Origin of the sequence: Psychrobacter sp. NG27, assembly GCF_016106655.1 — a bacterium.
GTDB lineage: Bacteria > Pseudomonadota > Gammaproteobacteria > Pseudomonadales > Moraxellaceae > Psychrobacter.
Genome location: NZ_JADGIN010000004.1, coordinates 225,729 through 245,662 on the forward strand (window position 1 = coordinate 225,729; position 19,934 = coordinate 245,662).

The window sequence follows — 19,934 nt, forward strand, 5'->3', positions numbered from 1 at the left end:
ACAACATCGACGAATCTTAGTTATTTATGGTTAGGTTGGAATCATCCAGTAGTCAGTATTAAATAATAAGTGCTAACTGTTATAAAGTGACTGAGCGCCCGTTGTTTCGGCTGCCATCATCTCATTCGCACTCACGACCTGATTGCGACCACGGTGCTTGGCTTCGTATAAGGCTTTGTCTGCGGTGGTGATCAAACGTTGACAGATATCACTGGGCAGCTCTTGGGCCGAAGCCATCTGGCTCTCAGCCTGCTGGGAGGCAATTGGTTTGATAAAGGGCTGTGACTTGGATTGTATCGGCGATCTTTTCTGCAAAATAGTTTTATACTTTTGCGCAATACAGTCTCGTTCATTCTGTGTCAATGTATACAGTCCAAAGCTGGCCGTGATACTAAAATCTATCATACCCTCAACCGTGATAACTTGTTCAGCAATGCTTGAGCGCAGGTGCTCAGCAATCACCATAGCGCTATCGTGTTTCGTATGTGGTAGCACGATCAAAAACTCCTCACCACCATAGCGGCTGATGACGGTTTCATCTGATAATGATTGCGATAGCGTCTGTGACACCTTTATCAGCACCTGATCACCCACATCATGACCATAATTGTCATTGATGTCCTTGAACCAATCCAAATCCAACAGTATCACACTCAGGTCTTGATCTTCTTGTACCTGTGATAGCGCATACTTCATCTTTTTCAGACCATAACGACGGTTTTTCAGCTGGGTTAACTCATCTTGATTGGCATGTTGTAGAGTTTCTCTCCTACTGTCATCTAATGACACTAACAAAATACGAAACATATAAATGATAAAAATAGCTTTTGGTAGCGACATATAAATATGGGTAGAGCGCCACAAAATATTGGAAGATTGGCGCAGGTGATTAAGACCCTCCCAAGTCAACGCCTCATTTTTCATGATAATCATATCACTATGAGTCATATAACTATGAATAGTAGAAGGCAGCGTGGTGGCTGTAAGTTGGCGTAGATTGGGTATCGTAATACCGAAGTAAGGGAGCAACGATACTGCTAAGATCGCAATGATTTGCCCTATAAATGCTCGCCAAACATACTTCCGGTTAATGAGCATCATGCATAGCATAGCACCGCCCACGAGTGATACACCCGTTACCAGACTACTATGCCCTAATATGGCGACAACAAAGGTAATATAGACACTATAAACAGTGATGAGCAAAGCTTGCCATATATTCAGATTGCTACGGGCGCTTCTAACTGGTGAAAAACGACTGGACACCCATAGTAAAAAAACACCGACCATGGTCACGCTAATCCATAATGAATAGAGCAGATTTATATCAACGTAAGCACCATAAGTATCACGGTGATACCAAACAAATAAGCACCATAACCAATGTGAAAAAACCTCCATCGCCATAAATGCTGCTAGTAGGGCCGTTCTATCAGCAGCCTCCCACTCAAAAACCGCTTTAGAAAGCTCTCTGTGGCCTAGATAGAACTTATATACAGCCATAATGTGCTACCGCAGATAGTCAAATTTATAGAGTTAAAATAGTGAACCGTGAGCCACGATTAGGGTCTATTCAGTGTGGCAATTTATACCTGAACTAGCAATCTGTTTTCCACATTTATTTATCAATAATTGTTTTGATACAACAAGACTTTTTGCATACCAAGACCATATTCTACTAGGCATGCTGTCATGGTATAAATACGCTGTTTTAAACTAAGCAAGTGCTTTAAAAGACTCCCAAATTCCTTTTTGCTCAGCCGTTAATATAGGCACATCGCCCAACCGTCGCCATGGCATATTGCTCCCATGAAAATCACTACCAATTGAGGTCACTAAGTTGTGCTCAGCGATACTACGATCGACCATTTTACGAGTGCTGATAGGCTCGCTAGTGGCTGGCAGTTCACAAGCATCACCGCCCAACAGAGCAAACTCTTCGATCAGTTTGCGCACGCGGGTCGCTGATAACTGATAACGTGTTGGATGTGCAAGCACCGCCTTACCGCCGCAAGCATGAATCAATTCAATGCCATGCTGCATCGTCAATGCCTCAATAGCCACATAGGCAGGTTTATTATCCGCTAAGTATTTATCAAAGGCCTTTTGAACGGTTTTGACGTCACCGCGCTCAAACAATACTTGCCCAATATGAGCACGGCCAACGGCTTGTGGATTGCTGCCTGCTTTCGCAAGAACTGCTTGCCACAGCTCATCATAGCTGATATTGAGTAATTCACTGAGTTTTTCGGTGATGCGCTGGCCACGGGTAGCGCGGCTATCCTGCAATTGCTTTAAAGTGGCGTGCATTTTTTCACGATCCGTAAAGTCCAGCCCAAGCACATGGATGATTTTATTGGCAGACTTGTTTTTGCCATAACCGCCACTCAATGTATGCTCACAGCTGATTTCCACGCCGTTAATGATTTGCATGTCATGGATATTGGCAGCAGCCCTTGCTTCATCGATGCCAGCCATCGTGTCATGATCTGTCAACGCAAGTACATTGATACCTGCTGCGTGAGCGCGTTCTACTACTTCAGTTGGTGCGTAGGTGCCATCTGAAAAAGTGCTGTGACAATGTAGGTCTATTTTCATAAAATGTGCCTTACTATGTTTAGATGAACTATGTTTAGATAAGCTGTGTTCAGATAAAATGAGCATAAAGGTAATAGCGTTTTGGTCGCGGTTTGCTGTCTTTTTTTAATGACTGAATGCAGTGATCATACTAAGCAGCTATGTTAAGTGGTTATATTTGGTTCAATGGCTATATTTGAATGATATCAATTGGTATGGCTGTATTTGGCTGATATCAATTGGTTTTACTAACTATTTGGGAGTATGGTAGAAGTATCGCGATATCCATTCCAGCAAGCTTATACGCTTTTTGAGATGGATTGGCTATATCATAGGATTATCGTGTTGATTGCTTTTTTTTGGGTCAGTAGACGTGTAAACTACCCCATACGTTTTTTGTTGGACATCACACTTGCTATGAAAGCATTATTAGACTTTATCCCTTTAATCGCCTTTTTTCTGACCGCTCGTTACAGTGGTATTTTGGCAGCGGCAGGTGCTTTACTCATCGCCACCATCATCGTTTATGCCATTCATTTTATTCGTCAAAAAGGCAAGTTCGATAAGCAGCAATGGGTTGTCTTATTATTAACCATTTTGTTCTGCGGTGGCACGCTACTGCTGCGTGATGATATCTATCTGCGCTGGAAATCACCGATTATCAACGGTATTTTTGCCTTGACCCTACTGGTCAGCGCGGTTATCAATAAGCCATTAATGCAACTTGCCATGAAAGATGTCTTTACCCTAACGCTCAGTGGCTGGAAAAAGCTCACCGTTGTATGGGCATTGTTTTTTGCTTTGATGGCCGTCCTACATTATATCACAGCATTTACGATGTCAGATGAGGCATGGATCAACTTCAAAACTTATGGCTGGATTCCGATTATGCTGGTCTTTGTGGTGGCTCAGTTTGCCGTACTAAAAAAACATCTAAACCCTGCGCTGACAGATAAAGCCGCTAAATAATATTTGTTTTCTATCGCTATTTTATTATAGCGATAAAGCATCAGCATTATGAAATACCCTTACATCAATCATCACGTTTTATTATCAATTAAGGAAGTCTCATGTCTTTATTTGTCATAATCGGTCATGACGTGGCCAATAGTAGCTCCCAACGTTTGGTGACTCGTACTGAACATATCGAGCGCTTGCAAGCGCTGCATCAACAGGGTCGACTCGTCATCGCAGGTCCAACACCCATCGAGCATGGTAAGACCGATATGTCAGGCAGCTTAATCATTGCTGAGTTTGACTCTATTGCAGCTGCACAGGCGTGGGCTAACGATGAGCCTTACCTACGTGATGGCGTCTATAGCCATGTAGATATCAAGCCATTTATTCAAGCATTACCAGCGCCAACGGACAACACTGATAAAGTAGCTGCATCGTGAGTCAGCGTTTCTACTTTTTAAATACTCAGTGGTATAAACACAGCCTAGCAGCTAGCCTCATGCTGATGATGGCAGTCTCAGTGAACGCAGCACCTCTGGTCGCGGCGGTCGATGATGCTACCCCAGTAGCAGCGCCACTGGCGACTGGCGCTCCTGCACCTGTATCTGCTGCAACAAAAAACTCAGTACTAGATATCAATAGTACCTTAGCGGCTCAATTGCAGCCCTCTAGTAAGGCGCTGTCAGATGCCAATCAACAACTGCTCAGCCGTAACGCGCAGTTGCAGCGTCAAGTGAATGACTTGCAGACTCAAGCCAATGTTCTAGTTTATGAGAGTAAGGGTCAGATTTTCTTGTATGGGGCATTTACGGTATTGATCAGTCTATTGGTCGGTATCTTTATCTCTTGGTTGGTGTTTGTTCGCCGCGAGCGCTGGTAGACTATTACCAAAGCGCTTTTGCTCAATCGACCATCCATAATACTGACAGTAGATGTTGATTAGCTTAAAAGCCCTACACTTAAGAGCCCTACACTTAAAAGCTGTGCACTTAAGAGCTATACACCGAAGAGCCTTGCCTTACGCTGAAAAACCATTCGCTGAATAAACCTGCCTCTAAGAAACAACCACATGTCTATTACCCAAAATAAAAGTACCAAACCCTCAAACATTATTACGCCAGCTAAGATTGATTGGCAAATGGATGATACTGGCAATAGCGTGCCAGTATCAAGGCATTTTGGGGATGTTTACTTCTCTCATGCGGATGGTTTGGCAGAGTCACGCCATGTGTTTTTGACGCACAATCAACTACCAGAGCGCTTGGCAGACCTTGCCCCAACACAGTGTTTTACCATCGCTGAATTGGGTTTTGGTACGGGGCTTAATTTATTGGCGACTTGGCAGTTATGGCGACAGCTGCGCGATACGCATCCGCATTTGAAAGATGCTCGCCTGCATTTTATTACGACTGAAAAATTTCCCATACCACTGGCGGATTTGACTCATATATTGACATTGTGGTCACAGCGCGCGCCTGAGCTGACAGCACCTATCAAGTCACTGTTGGCCGCGTACCCACCCCTCATTGCAGGCTGCCATCGTCTGAATTTTTCTGACGATAATTTGACCGTCGACATGTGGTTTGGCGATGCTGCTGAGAGCTTGTCCAAGCTGGCATTAGAGCATGTTAACCAACCTGCGCCGTACGTTGATGCTTGGTTTTTAGACGGCTTTGCGCCATCTTGTAACGAGACATTATGGTCCAGAGACATCTTTGCACAAGTGCAGCGCTTATCTCATCCAAAAACGACCGCCGCCACTTATAGCAGTGCCGGTACAGTTAAACGCATACTACCAGAGTATGGTTTTGAGATTAAAAAAGTAAGAGGGTTTGGCATGAAACGCCAAATGCTAACGGCCGTCATGACAGGTGCAGAGAATCGTGATATTAGTAACGGTCATGAAAAACATGATGAGAAAACTAATGAAAAGCCTGTAACGCGTTATAGCACCTTCGATCATACTATCGTCATAGGTGCAGGGGTGTCAGGTTTATTAACGGCTTGGTCGCTTGCCAATCGCGGTATCCAAATTACCTTATTAGATAAATCAGCCCCTTTAGCTGGTGCATCAGGCAACCCGCGCGCGCTACTAGCACCTAAAATGACCCCGATTCACCACGTCGATGAGCATCTACATACTATCGGTTACTTGTATAGCAGCAGGCTGTACCGTGCTTTTAATCAGCATACGTCATTGCTCAATATGCCGCCCATACTAGAGATTACTGGTGCGCTTGATTTGCTCATAAAAGCCAATATTGGTACCGAGCAAATCGCAGATTATCCTGATGAGATGGCAACCACGTTATCGGATACACAGGCAAAAAGCAGCAGTGGTCTACTAGAGCAGGATTTATCAGAAAATCTCTATCTACCGCAGTCAGGACTGGTCAATCCGCAAGCATTAAAAGCCATCATACTGTCACATCCGCTGATCCACTTTCAGCCATTAGACGTTGATAGTATTGACGAGACAGATCAGCAGGTGTGTGTCAAAGGCCGTCATCAGAATCAGGACGTTGTTTCTATGACTGCTGATAACGTGGTGATTTGTGCCGCTTTTGAGAGTCATCAATTAGACACACGTATTTTTGATTGTCGTAAAATTCGTGGTCAACTCTCGTGGTTTACGCCCACTATAGAGCAACGCGCAAACTTACCTAAAATACCACTCAAATATAGCGGTTACTGTGCGCCGTTCACTGCTCAAGCAGGCGATGAGACGATTAACACCGTCACAGCAGATAAGCCTTATTTGCTACTGGGTGCCAGTTTTATACGTAATGACATCTGTACGGATGTTAGAGCGGAAGAGCATCAGGTTAGCCTTGATAAACTTATCAACGCTATCCCTGAGATGACATCAGTGATGTCAGCCGATACGAGCTCGTGGCAAGGACGCGCAGGCATTCGTACACAGACGCCTGATTACCATCCAATCGTAGGGCAGCTAGCAGATAGTAAACGACTGTGGGTGATGAGTGCGATGGGCGCAAAAGGCTATGCATTGGCGCCTATTTGCGCTGAGGCATTAGCCGATATGATGCTAGGGTCATTCCCGCCGTTGTCAGAGGCCATGCTCGCACGTCTATCACCCAATCGCACACGTTTGCAGACCTCGCTCACCTAGACATACCTTTACTTACCATATGATTAATGGTCAAAAACAAGTGAATGAGTAAATGTCTTAATCGTCACGCTCTATTTTAGATTTGACGGTGCCAAAGAGCGATTTTCCCGTATCAGCCTCCCCTGTTGCTTGATGATCCAGTTTGGCGTGATCAGTATTGTCCGTAACCGTCGGTGCGGTCAGTGCCCGAATTTGTGCTTCATCACGGGTGTTTTTTTGGATAGTCACAGCAGCGAATAAGCTCATGGTAAATGCCATCATATAAAAACCTTTTTCACTTAGGCTCAACCCTTCTGCGTTCATAAGCCCGAGTGCAATCAGCACAATAGATAACCCTAAAGCCGCCCAGCTAATCAGATAATACATATTGGTCGTTGGAATACCTTCGCTGCGATCACGGAGTGTCTTTTGTAGACTAATCGCTGAATACAGTCCAAGCGCCAATACTGCTATATAGTAGCCTTTCTCATTTATCAACATGCTTTGCGCATTCCATAGTCCCAGTAAATAGGCCAGCACACCCACCAGCATGACTGCCCAAGAAGTGCCTACATAAGCGGTGGTCGGTTTGTAAGCTGCCAGCTGACTTTTGGTAATCATGTCATTATTCATCATCATCCTTAATTAAATATAGGCAAATACTCTGTAGCGAGAGACAAGTTTTATCGAACGCTATTTTGCTTTAACATAACACAAGCATGTTATATTGTAATACAAAATTATTTTTGCCATACATGCCTTAATGACAGAGTCCGACATGTCTTTTTATACTTTGCTTATGTTACTCAGCCTCATCGTTATCGTGCCGATCTTTTTTGTGATGAGGGAGAAGTCTAAGCACACGCAGAGCGCATCGATACAGCAGCATCAAGCATACCTAGCGGCGGCAGATCATAAGGCAAGACAGTCTCAAATAAAGCAGGCAGCCACAGATACGACAAGCAATGAACGCGCAACAGGACTCAGCGTGATACATTTTTCTGCTCAGCATCCATTCATTCAATGGCTGTATGACGAGCAAGTTCCCAAAGCATTTCGAGTAACGATGGATAGTATCGGGCAGCAATACGAATCTACTCATCACGCTCAAATCACCGAGTCGCAGCTCTTCACACTGAACAAACTCATTGCCACACGTATACCCGAATTGATTACCGACTATTTGAGCCTCGATCAACACTATGCAAAAACTGTCATAGTTGATATCGATAAACAAAACAGCAGTTATGACATCGTGTTAGAACAATTGAACTCGATTTTAGATTTTTCGCAAAAGCTCAATACACAAAGCCAAAGCGGTGTCGTAAATAAACTACTGGCCAGCCGCCGATATTTAGATGATATCTATAGAGAGAGCGGTAAAGAGAACGGTGTGGCAGCCGATAGCTTAAAGATAAAATGAGTGTTTTATGAATTATCATTAAACCTAACCCTTTATATCTGTCTATGAGTGCAAAACTCACTGCACGCGGTACTCAATCGCAGAACTAACGCCCTTGCTTTTATCAATGATACAAAATACTTTTATTGGATGACGACCTGATGATGCCCATCTCTGCCTCAAAACCACCAAGCTTTGCAAAGTCTAAGCCCTACCATCTCAAAGCTTCTGCTATTTTTTTTAGCATGTTGCTGCTTACTGCTTGTCAGAAAGACCCAGAGCCTGAAACTGCCAGTGAGGCAGCAGCTAAGACACCTGCTGAGACTGTGAGTCAGACAGCCCCCGTCACTTCCAATATAAATACCAATGCTGCTGATGACACTGCAAACAATGAGGCGAACAGCACTGCACAAACCGACTCAGAACACGATGTCAGCTTAAGTCAGTTAGACGATACTCTGGGCAATGCCAAAGAAGTAGTAAACACTAAGGCAGTAACACCTGACCCGAACCAAGCAATCAAGGGTGCGCAAATCACTGATGTCCGCTATAAAAGCGCCACAGGCGAGTCGTTATCCGTCGTCTTTGAGACGTCAGCAGCAGGCATGCTCAACGCCATTGTCACGTTGCCAAACAAACCAAAAATGACTCTCAGTGCACCAGAAGGCCAAGGTAACAACCCTACTTATCAAACAAATAATGGCGCTATCCAACTGGTCAGTCATGCAGGTGGTGGCACCATCGATCTGATTCAAAACAACAAAGTTACCAGCTTCGATGCAGTCAGCGCAGAAGCGGAAGTCGTCACCGAATAAACTTTAAATACAGTCTTTTATTATTGTCAGCCACAAAAAAGTCAGCAACGATAGTATCGTTGCTGACTTTTTTATTACTTTTCTCTCGTGCTGTTTGATCCAATCGCTTGTTAGCCAAACTAGTATTTAGCAACACCCTATTACTCAGCCAAAGCCCGTTGTATTACCAAATAAGCCTACTAGCCAGCCAATCAATGACCATAAGCCCCATCCAATGACCACTAGGACAATCAGCCCTAGCATGTCAGGAATATGCAAGTACAGCCACGCCACAATAGGGTTTCGCCAAAAGAAACCAAAACGACTGCTTCGCTGCTTGTCCTCTAGTGATTGATGCAAAAACGGTCGATCGATATGCATGGTATCGGTAATGCCGTACTCATCTTGTAGATGCTCATGCACGATACCCAGTGTTTTGCGACTGGGACGAATAAAGATATCTAATAGCGTACCGATGCCCGGTACTATACCAACGACCATATCAATCAGTGCCAATCTGACAGCAGGCGTCATTTTATGAGCTGGCACGCCCAGTTGACGACCTAATATAAACGCATAACTGGTCAATGCCAATCCTGCCAAATCACCCGCTAGTGGAATAGTCGAGAGCGCCGCATCAGCCCCCATACCTTGTTTGGTAAAGGGTATCCGTACGAGCGAATCCATGGTATTGGCAAACTTGGCCAGCTTACGCTCAGTCGCGATAACTTGCTCGCGCGTCAGGCCGTGTTCAGCCATTCTTGCTTGATAGTCGATGACAGACCCATCGGTACCAGAAACACCCTTTACCTTTCGATTCCATAGCTTATTAAGTTTATCCATTGATCGTCGTCCATATACAGGCGATAGCGATGAGCGCAAAAACATAACGTCCGACCCAGATATTGGCCAAGAATGCCTGAAAGCAAGCCAATGGGTTACGACTGGCACAAGCACTGTTTTGCTTGGCAAACATCATCGCCACCAATGCCAAGCCAAATACTGGCGTCACGCCTACGGCAGTCGGAGCAAAATAATGCCACATAACCGCGCCCATAATAAGCAAGAATAGCATTTGTAATATTGAGATGATAATCACATCATAACGACCAAACAGTATCGCAGTCGACTTGACGCCAATCTTGATATCATCCTCGCGGTCAGCCATAGCGTACTGTGTATCATAGGCTACTGTCCAGCACATATAAGCGATAAATAACAGCCAGCACCAGATATCCGGTGTGCCCTGTATGGCCACATAGGCCATCGGTATCGCCCAACCAAAGGCTGCTGCCAAAAACACTTGTGGCAGGTGGGTATAACGCTTCATAAAGGGATAGATAAATGCCAATATCACGGCGCCAAGCGACCAGTAAAACACGGCAATGGGTAAGAAAAACAGCAGACTGGCACTTAATAACACCAGCACTAAAAATGCTGCAACCGCCTCCTTACCTGATAAGCGCCCATCGGCTAGTGGACGTCCTTTGGTGCGAGTTACATGACCATCAACTTTACGATCCGCGAAGTCGTTAATGGCACAACCTGCGGCACGCATGAAGATCGCACCGAGGGCAAATAGCACAAATATCTTGAGACTGGGCAGCGCGGCCGTCAGCCATTGCTGCTGTGCTTGCCCCATGGCGGCCAGTAACACGCCCCACAGGGTTGGCCATAGGAGCAGCTCAATGCCCACAGGTTTGTCAAAGCGTGTCAGTTGGAGGTAGGCTTGTAGTTTGTCTTTAAATGTCATAACGCTGCCATTATCACTGATAGAAGTTTTTATATTGAATGGAGTTGGCACTAGGCTGCGCGGGTTTAATAAGCTGAATAGCATTGGCATGGTTCATTCGCATAGTTACTCTAATCAGCTGGTAACCATGGCTATTAGGCAAAATACCCATCGAAGCGCACGGCTTCATTATGCCAGCTCTCAGTAGGTTGTTGGTTTGCCAATGTCGGCGCATGCTGCGGACGCTTCACGACCACGCGCCCAGAGTGCGATGCGTTGTTGCTGACGACAGCCTGTGCAGAGGTTAACAACTGCTCTTCTTCGTCTAACGTTGGCGGGCTTGCTAGTTGATGCAACGCTTGCATGTGCTTGCCCACTTTTGCACCCTTGCCAGTCTTACTGTCTTGATAGCTGTCCTCTGGAAACATAGGATCCAGATACACAACATCAATAACTTGGCTGTTATTGACTGCTGAATCCGATTTGAGGCTTTCAAAATAACTCAACGCATCGATATTAATAATATGCAAACGTGCCATCAGCTTTTGCCAATTTGGCAATGCGCTCATACGCTGCTGCTCTGCGAATAACAGCAACGCCATGATTGGTTGCTGCTCTAGCATCATAACTTGTGCACCAGTACTGGCCAGTATCAAACTATCATGACCGAAACCAGCGGTTGCATCGATGACGCTGCTATCAGCTGTAATCTTGGCAGCCTGCAATAGCAGTTCTGACTTACGGCCAGCACTCACCACTCGGCGTTGCAGCTTATCCCACTCTGGTGCCACGCTCAGACCATCGCTGAGCCAAGACAGCTTGTCTTTATCATCCAACAATAACACTGGTTGAGTGGCTGTCTGGCTTAATTTCTGGCGATGTTTTTGCGTTAATTTATCTACCGATAACTCAACATTTAACACAATGGGCAATTCATGATGTTCTATCAGCGCTTGCAACGACTCTACTTGATGCTGCTGTGAATCATTGGCGTAGATCAGCTGACAGTGTGTAAGGTCATGCATAGTGTTACTACTCTCTTTAGATGCTGGGTGCAAATTACTCGTCACTGACATGCCTTTTAGTATCTATGGTCAAATTTAGATAGGCTTCATAGTTTTTATACTTCGAAATGGTTTTAATATGGCTGAAGCTTAACCCGCCATTTGATAACCAAAGCCCCAAGCGGCTATCAATACGACAACGCCTGTAACAATACGCAACCAAGCAAAGATCGTAAAGTCACGGCGACTCACCCATGCAACCAGCAAGCGAATACAAAGTAAAGCGACGATAAATGAGACGACAGTACCGACGCCAAGTACCACCCAATCCTCGCTATTGGTCAGGACATCACCGTGTTTGATTAGATCTAATAGTGCCGCGCCCACAATGACAGGAATACCCAAAAAGAATGAAAATTCTGCTGATGCTTTACGCGAGACCCCAAGCCATAATGCACCGATGATCGTCGCGCCTGAGCGTGAGGTGCCTGGTATTAAGGCTAAACATTGAAACAAACCTATCATCAATGCGGTCTTTAAGCTAACATCCTCTGCCTCTTCAGCGATAACCGTTTTAGGTCGGCTCTCGACATAAAATATCAGCAAACCACCAATGATGAGCATAATCGCTACAACGATAGGGTTAAACAAGTAATTTTTAATCTCATCAGCAAAAGTAAAGCCTACGATCATCACAGGGATAGTAGACACAATCAAGCTCAGCCCCAGCTGTCTTGGATTACTCATGCCTTCTGCTTTGCCCGTTAGCAGGCCCATTAGAGCTTGCCACAATCTGCCCCAATAGTCATAGATAACGGCCAAAATCGCGCCAAGCTGCACCACCACCACAAACAAATCAACTTTTTCTTTGGTCCAAAAACCCATCATATCTGCTGATAGAATTAAGTAACCGGTACTAGAGATGGGTAAAAACTCAGTGATACCTTCAACGATACCCATGATAACAGCTTGAACTAATAAGATAATATCCACGATGGTTTTCCTAAACACAGACCTGTTGATTGATACAGGTCTTCGTATATTGTTATGTGTTATATGATGCTACGAATGACTCGAACGGCTAGTATATTTAAAGGAATATCGATTGAGTGACCACATACCCTAGGCTTTACCTTGCTCTTTAAGCGTTTTCCATGCTTGATTACGCAAGTATTTTGGTAAAGCCTGCGCTGCCTCTGTCCCGCCTATGGCCATAAACTGAGCAATGCCGATCTGCCCTATAACAACGGCATCTGGCCAAACATCATCGTGACAGACTTGTCCTTCGTTTAAAGTTAACAAGCTTGCGCCATTACCGACAATTGGGAAATTCGCCTCAGTTTGGCTGTCATAATCGAGCAGTTGCTCAGTGCTCTTACTGCCCTCAACCAACACTGGCTGCATGATGCTGTGAGCTGATTGCTCGTCTACCGCTATCTCATATTGACCGAAATACACCTGCTGCATACGGGCATCTAGTGCACTATATACTTGCGGCAGGCCGTATTTTTGATACGCGCACTGTGCAATCGCTTGCAAGCTTGAGACACCCACACAAGGAATGTCATGTGCTACAGACAATGCCTGTACCACCGCTGTGTTGATTCTGATACCACTAAAAGCACCAGGCCCTCGATTAAATATGAGTGCGCGTATATCAGTCAAGCGTATTCCGGCTTCTGACAACGCGGCATCAATCATTGGCAATATCTGCTGCGTTTGCTGACGTTTACCTGTCTCAGTATGACTCGATAATACCTGACCATTTGAATCCAAAATGGCAATCGAGCACTGGTCAAACACAGTATCCATAGCTAAAAACATCATAACCTCGTCTTATCGTCTGGGTATGCTAAAAATGGTTGGTATGACAAAAAATACCAGCAGCATAAAACAGCGCCCATCATAGCATTTAGGATAAACAGATTTTATCACTTTCTACTTTTTTCATACTTTATCCATGAGCGCTTAGGGTAACAGGCCATATAAAAAAACCTCAAAATCATATTGGTTTTGAGGTTTTTGTTAAGAATTTACAGATCGCCTAATCCGCGACTGTCGATCTACTATTGTTTAAAAGCGTGTTTTAAACTTTTTTGGTGCTTGGTTTTGCATCTCTTGCATTTGCTTTTGCATCTCTTCGGTGCTCGGCATGTTGTTTGGGTCAAGTCCCATTTGCTTGGCCATTTGCTGTGGGTTCACATCTTTTGGGTTGCCTTTTTGACCACCGCCACCGAATAAAGGACCGCCACCACCTGCACCACCGCCACCGCCCATCAACCCTTGCATAGACTTCATCATCTTGCTGATGCCTTCAGGTTTTGAGATCATTTTCATCATTTTTGCCATTTGCTTGTGCTGCTTGAGCAAACGGTTGACATCTTGAATATCACGACCAGAACCCGCAGCGATACGGCGCTTACGGCTTGGGTTGATCTTGTCAGGGTTTTTACGCTCAAATGGTGTCATCGAATTGATCAAGGCTTCCATTTCACGTACTTTTTCTTCTGGCTTGGCATCTTCGACGGCTTTTTGCATGTCAGAGCCGCCCATACCTGGCATCTTATCTAAGAAACCTGCCATGCCGCCCATGCTTTTCATTTGTTGGAACTGGGTCAGTAGATCCTCAAGGTCGAACTCACCGCCCTTTTGCATCTTTTTCGCCATTTTTTCGGCTTTATCACGGTCAATCTTTTGCTCGACTTCTTCCACCAAACTCAGTACGTCACCCATACCAAGGATACGCTGCGCGATACGCTCAGGATGGAACAGCTCGAGCTCGTCTAGTTTTTCACCGCGACCCAAGAACTTAATTGGCTTGCCGGTGATAGCACGTACAGACAGTGCCGCACCGCCGCGAGCATCGCCGTCTGTTTTGGTCAGGATGACACCTGTTAATGGCAAGGCATCATTGAATGCTTTTGCGGTATTGGCCGCATCTTGACCTGTCATCGCATCGACGACAAACAGCGTCTCAGACGGATTGACCGCGGCTGTTAGCGCTTTGATCTCATCCATCATGGCATCGTCAATATGCAAACGACCTGCCGTATCAATAATCAAGATGTCTTGATACTGAATTTTGGCCTCTTCGATGGCACGGCGCGCGATATCAATCGGGTTTTCGTCAGTGCTAGAGTTCACAAACTTGGCATTTACTTGACCAGCTACTTGTTCAAGCTGCTTGATGGCCGCTGGACGATAGACATCAGCAGATACCAACATGACTTTTTTCTTATGACGCTCTTGTAAGAATTTTGCCAACTTACCGGCTGTGGTGGTTTTACCCGCCCCTTGCAAACCTGCTAATAGATAAACCACTGGCGGCTTACCTGTCATCTCCAACTGCTGGTTGGCACTGCCCATCATTTCGGTCAGCTCGTCATGAACGATTTTGACAAACGCTTGGCCTGGTGCCAGCTCTTTGAGTACTTCAGCCCCAAGCGCTTGCTCTTTAACGCGCTTTACAAAGTCGCGAGTGACCGGTAGTGCCACATCGGCTTCTAGTAGCGCCATACGTACTTCACGCAGGGTATCTTTGATATTGTCTTCAGTCAGTTGCCCGCTCCCCACGATATTACGCAGGCTCGACGATAAGCGTTCTGTTAAGGTGTCAAACATAGATAGCTCTCAGTTAAAATAATTCTTGGTTAAAATAGATCTTAGCTAAACCAGTTAAATGGCTTATATATAGTATTGGGTATTTGATGAAGTAGTAGATTGCGCGTCTATAGATGATGATAAACAGCGTGTTATCAACACTATAGCATTATCGCGATTCAAAATTTATAGTCGTTTAATAAAAGGCGTTGGATTTATTTGCGCTTTTTTATTGATAACACGCGCATGCTATGGGTTTCTTCTAGATTACACGCATCAAGCATTTATCAGGAATACGTAAGATGGCACTCAATTGATACCCATTTTATGATAAATTGGACAATTATTCTAATCATTCCGATAATACCACTTTAGCGTTACATTGAGCGGCTATTTTGCGCTCCGTAAAGATGAGGTTTTATACCTGTGCACCTTACATTCTTACTTGCTAGCCTGATTTACATATTAGTCAGCGTTTATATTGGTTGGGCGCTCGTTCGGGATAAACCTATCTACAAAAGCGGCAGTTTGGGCTTGTTACTGGTAGGGATGCTCGCACACGCCGCCTTATTGTATCCCTATGTCGTTACGCTATATGGTCTGAATTTCAATCTGTTCAATGTGATTAGCCTGATCAGCTTATTCTTCTTATTGTTTTACGTGTTGTTTAGTTTATACCGCCCTATCATCAGTTTAGGCATTTTAGCAGCACCGACAGCACTCATAGGTATGACCATCGGTTATATCGGCCGCGCCCCTTATCAGCCAATTACCAATATCAGTATCGGGCTTGAAACCCATATTCTGCTGTCACTGGCGGCCTATTGCGTTTTGCTAATGGCTGCCGTACAAGCGCTATTTTTGCGCCTACAGATTCGTGAGCTTAAACATCATACCATTCATCGATTTTGGGTCAATAAGCTGCCCTCATTGCAGAGCATGGAAGGTCTGTTGTTCGATATGATCTTGGTAGGTTTTGTCTTGCTGAGTGTCGCATTGGGCATTGGCTTCATTTATGTAGATGACTTGATGACACAGCATATCGTTCACAAGACGGTATTTAGCCTACTGTCGTGGCTATTATTCGGCGCGCTATTATTTGGCAACTGGCGTGCTGGATGGCGCGGCAAACGTGCCGCTAATATCACCATTTATGCCTTTATTCTATTAGCGATTGGATTTGTGGGTAGCAAGTTTGTGCTAGAGATGCTGCTATAGTCAATCCCATATAGGTCAGATACAGCGTCATAAAAATGCGGTCGGTAGCAATAGTTACCGACCGCATTTTTTTATTTCAATTTCTACTGACTTTTTTAGTTAAAAACCACCGTCTTATTACCTGCCACGATCACACGGTTTTGTACATGCCAGTTCACAGCGCGTGCCAGTACGTTGCGCTCGATATCACGGCCAATAGCACGTAGCTCTACCACACCTTGACGATGCGTCACACGGTGCACATCCTGCTCAATGATAGGCCCTTGATCCAGATCAGCGGTGACATAATGCGCGGTTGCGCCGATTAGCTTCACGCCTTTGTCATAGGCTTGACGATAAGGATCTGCACCAACAAACGCAGGCAAAAACGAGTGGTGAATATTAATCACTTGCATCGGCCAACGTTTGACAAAATCAGATGACAGAATCTGCATATAACGCGCCAATACCAGTAAGTCATTGCCCGCCATGATTTTATGAATCTGCTCTTCTGCCTCTACTTTGTTGTCCTTGGTCACTGGTACGTGATGAAAGGTGATACCAAAGTTTTCTACCGCTTGACGCAGATCATTATGATTGCTGACCACACAGGTAATCTCGCAATCGAGCAATCCACGCTGATGGCGCCATAACAAGTCGAGCAATGCATGATCAAACTTTGAAACCAAAATACCGACTTTGGTCTTGGTTGCATTGTTGTGTAGATGCCAAGCCATATTGTGACGTTTGGCTACTGTATGGGCGAAGCTCGCCTCAAAGTTATCAATAATATCGCTCAGACCTGCTAAGGCAAACTCTAAACGCATGAAGTATTGACCACCTTCATGCGCAGTAGAATACTGATCTAGCGTAATAATATTCGCGCCATAGCGGTGAATAAATTCTGACACGGCTTGTACAATACCTGCCTGATCCTTGCATTTGATCGAAAGCGTGGCAGTATCAATAGTGCTAGGGAAATGTTTGCTTTGAGAAGCGGTAGATGATGGAGAGGTTTTGATATTGTCTGACATAACTCGCTCGGTATTAAATGATGACTGGTTGCTGAAAACATGCTGACAGCATAGTAAACCGGTTATTTTAATCTTTTTTGCAATATTTTGCTGAGCGAGTTGGTTTTTTTTGGTTATTTATGCTGATTTTGTTGTTTAGAAGGCTGACGCAAAAACCCCCAACGCAGGGTTGGGGGTTTTTGTACCTGTATTATTCGTTTTACTTAATAGTATAAGTTTTAGAAGTAGTCTTGCCTTTAAGACTGGTAACAGAGATTTTGAAAAAGTCACCTGCTGCGCATTCACTTAGGGCAAATCTGTTTATAGTACCCGTATTACTCCCAGGTTTCTGAGAAGTGATACTATCAGGGATAGTATCATCTCCTCCAACTAATTCTACAACACAGCTTGCGTTATTAGCAGTTTTGTCAACAACTGAACCAGAAATAGTTGTACCCGATGGCATCGGATTTAAATCATAAAAGCCACCACTATTAATGCGAATATTGACTTGGGTTTCTGTTGCGAATATTTCTTGAGACTGCAGTTGAGTACTCATATCATCTAGCAAAGTAAAAGTAGCACCATTACCATTTGACAACAACTGAATGCCTTCATAACGTACCACAGCATCAAGATCTGAATTACAAGTCATCGGCTTATTTGGAGACACAAAATCACTGATAAATCTGCTTTCGAACGCTAGCTTCACTGCTTCACTAGAAGACGGGAATTTTAGTTGTATAAACTGTTGAACATTATTTTCGCAAACTTGACTAGATTGAGTAGTTAGAGGGTAAGTGAATTCGCCAATCTCAAAAGTATCATTCTCGTTATCATCACGGAAAGCATCACCTATATTATGTACAAACACATCGCCTTCATCCCAAGCATTGTTCTCATTCTTATCAATATATGCTTTTTCGCCTTCAGCAACGGCTAATATAGTTACACGTCCATCACCAGGGCGTGGATTTTGCGTTGAAAACGTTACTTCACATTCGCCAGCAATAGTACTACAGCTAGCAGGTGATACCTTACCGCCTTCAGAGGTGAAGTTTACTACTGTACCATCCGGTACTGCATTACCATTACGATCTACTAACCGTGCTGCTACTGGAGTAGTATCACCATCTAAACTCCAATCTAATACATTCTTACCAAATGATATACTTATACCATCTTGTGTGACTCTAGAGCTAGCAATAGATATGCCTTTTGATAGAGCATTGATACGAGTATCACTAGCTAATGTCGCTTTTATTTCAACAGGGCCTGGAGTAGTACCTGGATAGATATTAACAGAGACCTGACCATTCTCATCAGTTCTGACAGGAAACTGAGCATTATTTCCTAGAACACCGAAAGTTAGTCCTAAAGGTGATTTTTCTAATGAAAGAATTACTTCAGCATTAGCGAGTGGTGTTTTATTCGAAAATACCGTGAACTCTACTTGACCCGTCGCTGAAGAACCACTATTTTGAATACCAAGAGTCAATTCGTTAGCCGTATATACGATAGAAGTTGCTTCAGGCACTTGAACGGTGAGATTAGCCGTCTTAGTGGCCGAGCTACCTGTACTAGCTGATATAAGTACAGAGCCACTACACAACGTATTGTCTGTATTTATCGCTTTATAGACGAATGTGGCAACACCATTTTCATCTGAGGTCGCTTGAGTAGGCAGCTGACCACAACTAGCATTTAGGTCCATTAATATGCCACTTATAGCAACACCTTCTGTATCAGTCGCCGTCAATGATATAGAAGTCTGTCCACCTGCAGAAAGCTGAGAATCGACCACTGTTAGAGCACTCAGACTCACACTCGTTGCTTGTACAGCAAACGTTAAGTTATCAATAGCTGTATTATTACTGCTGCTTGCGTTTGCTGTAATAGTATATGCGCCAGACACTTCAGGAGCATTAGGCTTCAAAAAAATTCGGGCTGTTCCTTCACTATCTGTTAGCTTTGATCCTGATGTTGTCTGAGACAATACGACACCATCAGCATCAATAGAAAAAGTTACTTTTGCATTTGCTACAGGTTCATTATCTGCATCCGTAACCTGTACTTCATAATAGGCACCTTCTAAGTCAACAGACGATATCGTATTACCCTCTACATCCACTAACTTACTACTGCTTATATTCAACTCTGTGATAGGTGTTTCAACACCATCTTCAGTATCAGGCTGCGTAACACCCAAATCAGGCGCTGGCGCAATCGTGTCAGTACCATCTCCTCCTCCACAACCTGCCAAGGCCAGTGATAAGGTTAAGGCTGTCAGCTGAAATAACTTGGACGTAGGTAGTGAAGAATATGACATTTTTTAACTCCGCATGAGCAGTAATTTATTCGAGCAAATAGGCAAAAACCATTACACAGAATCAAGGGAGACTGATAATGATACATAGATTTACATTAATGCTAGATGTATTAACAGATTGTATTAAATATATAACAGCAACTTTACTGACTTTTGTTATAAGTTACAACTAAAAATTAATCTTTACTATTAAACAATCAACAACATAGAGCGTTCA

General features: G+C 44.2%; 18 protein-coding genes. 7 read left to right on the forward strand and 11 right to left on the reverse strand.

Annotation, left to right across the window (positions count from 1 at the left end; translation table 11 throughout):
- Positions 1-72: 72 nt before the first annotated feature.
- A complete protein-coding gene (locus IP485_RS08625; RefSeq protein ID WP_227686484.1) occupies positions 73-1,503 on the reverse strand; it encodes a sensor domain-containing diguanylate cyclase in 1,431 nt (476 codons plus the stop codon).
- Between the two features lie 213 nt (positions 1,504-1,716).
- The gene (locus IP485_RS08630) at positions 1,717-2,598 is read right to left on the reverse strand and encodes a PHP domain-containing protein (protein ID WP_198326889.1); all 882 of its coding nucleotides are present in this window, start codon (positions 2,596-2,598) and stop codon (positions 1,717-1,719) included.
- A 396-nt stretch (positions 2,599-2,994) separates the two neighbouring features.
- On the opposite strand from IP485_RS08630, the gene ispZ reads away from it, so the two are divergent.
- The 4 genes from ispZ to mnmC all read left to right on the forward strand — a co-directional run bounded on the left by ispZ (position 2,995) and on the right by mnmC (position 6,667).
- Positions 2,995-3,546, forward strand: coding sequence for a septation protein IspZ (ispZ, locus tag IP485_RS08635; protein ID WP_194364769.1), 552 nt, complete (start codon positions 2,995-2,997; stop codon positions 3,544-3,546).
- A gap of 101 nt (positions 3,547-3,647) precedes the next feature.
- Positions 3,648-3,974 (forward strand): YciI family protein, encoded by a 327-nt coding sequence (locus tag IP485_RS08640; protein WP_198326890.1) that lies wholly within the window; start codon positions 3,648-3,650, stop codon positions 3,972-3,974.
- Positions 3,971-4,414 (forward strand): hypothetical protein, encoded by a 444-nt coding sequence (locus IP485_RS08645; RefSeq protein WP_198326891.1) that lies wholly within the window; start codon positions 3,971-3,973, stop codon positions 4,412-4,414. The genes IP485_RS08640 and IP485_RS08645 overlap by 4 nt, the downstream gene beginning before the upstream one ends.
- A 189-nt stretch (positions 4,415-4,603) precedes the next feature.
- Positions 4,604-6,667 (forward strand): FAD-dependent 5-carboxymethylaminomethyl-2-thiouridine(34) oxidoreductase MnmC, encoded by a 2,064-nt coding sequence (gene mnmC, locus IP485_RS08650; RefSeq protein ID WP_198326892.1) that lies wholly within the window; start codon positions 4,604-4,606, stop codon positions 6,665-6,667.
- 57 nt (positions 6,668-6,724) lie between these two features.
- On the opposite strand, the gene yiaA is transcribed toward mnmC, so the two are convergent.
- Complete coding sequence (gene yiaA, locus IP485_RS08655) at positions 6,725-7,279, reverse strand: inner membrane protein YiaA (protein ID WP_227686485.1); 555 nt, start codon at positions 7,277-7,279, stop codon at positions 6,725-6,727.
- 145 nt (positions 7,280-7,424) lie between these two features.
- Between yiaA and IP485_RS08660 the strand changes: the two genes are divergently transcribed.
- Together IP485_RS08660 and IP485_RS08665 are read left to right on the forward strand one after the other, a co-directional pair.
- Entirely contained in the window at positions 7,425-8,069 is a 645-nt protein-coding gene (locus IP485_RS08660) for a hypothetical protein (protein WP_198326893.1), read from the forward strand.
- Positions 8,070-8,209: 140 nt separating this feature from the next.
- A complete protein-coding gene (locus IP485_RS08665) occupies positions 8,210-8,863 on the forward strand; it encodes a hypothetical protein (RefSeq protein WP_227686486.1) in 654 nt (217 codons plus the stop codon).
- 144 nt (positions 8,864-9,007) lie between these two features.
- Here the strand turns inward: IP485_RS08665 and IP485_RS08670 are convergent, their stop codons facing one another.
- From IP485_RS08670 to ffh, 6 genes are all read right to left on the reverse strand, one after another.
- Positions 9,008-9,685: a DUF4112 domain-containing protein gene (locus IP485_RS08670; protein WP_413787024.1), complete on the reverse strand. Its 678-nt coding sequence runs from the start codon at positions 9,683-9,685 to the stop codon at positions 9,008-9,010.
- Positions 9,678-10,595 carry a 4-hydroxybenzoate octaprenyltransferase gene (gene ubiA, locus IP485_RS08675; RefSeq protein WP_227686487.1) on the reverse strand — a complete coding sequence of 306 codons (918 nt, stop codon included), beginning with the start codon at positions 10,593-10,595 and terminating at the stop codon, positions 9,678-9,680. The genes IP485_RS08670 and ubiA overlap by 8 nt, the downstream gene beginning before the upstream one ends.
- A gap of 134 nt (positions 10,596-10,729) precedes the next feature.
- Positions 10,730-11,599: a class I SAM-dependent methyltransferase gene (locus tag IP485_RS08680; protein ID WP_198326894.1), complete on the reverse strand. Its 870-nt coding sequence runs from the start codon at positions 11,597-11,599 to the stop codon at positions 10,730-10,732.
- Between the two features lie 129 nt (positions 11,600-11,728).
- Positions 11,729-12,571, reverse strand: coding sequence for an undecaprenyl-diphosphate phosphatase (locus IP485_RS08685; RefSeq protein ID WP_198326895.1), 843 nt, complete (start codon positions 12,569-12,571; stop codon positions 11,729-11,731).
- 129 nt (positions 12,572-12,700) lie between these two features.
- Positions 12,701-13,402 carry a tRNA (adenosine(37)-N6)-threonylcarbamoyltransferase complex dimerization subunit type 1 TsaB gene (gene tsaB, locus IP485_RS08690; protein WP_198326976.1) on the reverse strand — a complete coding sequence of 234 codons (702 nt, stop codon included), beginning with the start codon at positions 13,400-13,402 and terminating at the stop codon, positions 12,701-12,703.
- 249 nt (positions 13,403-13,651) lie between these two features.
- On the reverse strand, positions 13,652-15,199 hold the full coding sequence (ffh, locus tag IP485_RS08695) for a signal recognition particle protein (RefSeq protein ID WP_194364756.1): 1,548 nt from the start codon (positions 15,197-15,199) through the stop codon (positions 13,652-13,654).
- A gap of 405 nt (positions 15,200-15,604) precedes the next feature.
- Here ffh and IP485_RS08700 point away from each other — a divergent pair, with 405 nt between their 5' ends.
- On the forward strand, positions 15,605-16,396 hold the full coding sequence (locus IP485_RS08700) for an inner membrane protein YpjD (protein WP_198326896.1): 792 nt from the start codon (positions 15,605-15,607) through the stop codon (positions 16,394-16,396).
- A gap of 95 nt (positions 16,397-16,491) precedes the next feature.
- Here the strand turns inward: IP485_RS08700 and purU are convergent, their stop codons facing one another.
- A complete protein-coding gene (purU, locus tag IP485_RS08705; RefSeq protein ID WP_198326897.1) occupies positions 16,492-17,409 on the reverse strand; it encodes a formyltetrahydrofolate deformylase in 918 nt (305 codons plus the stop codon).
- A 199-nt stretch (positions 17,410-17,608) separates the two neighbouring features.
- Positions 17,609-19,717: an Ig-like domain-containing protein gene (locus IP485_RS08710; protein ID WP_198326898.1), complete on the reverse strand. Its 2,109-nt coding sequence runs from the start codon at positions 19,715-19,717 to the stop codon at positions 17,609-17,611.
- Positions 19,718-19,934: the final 217 nt, after the last annotated feature.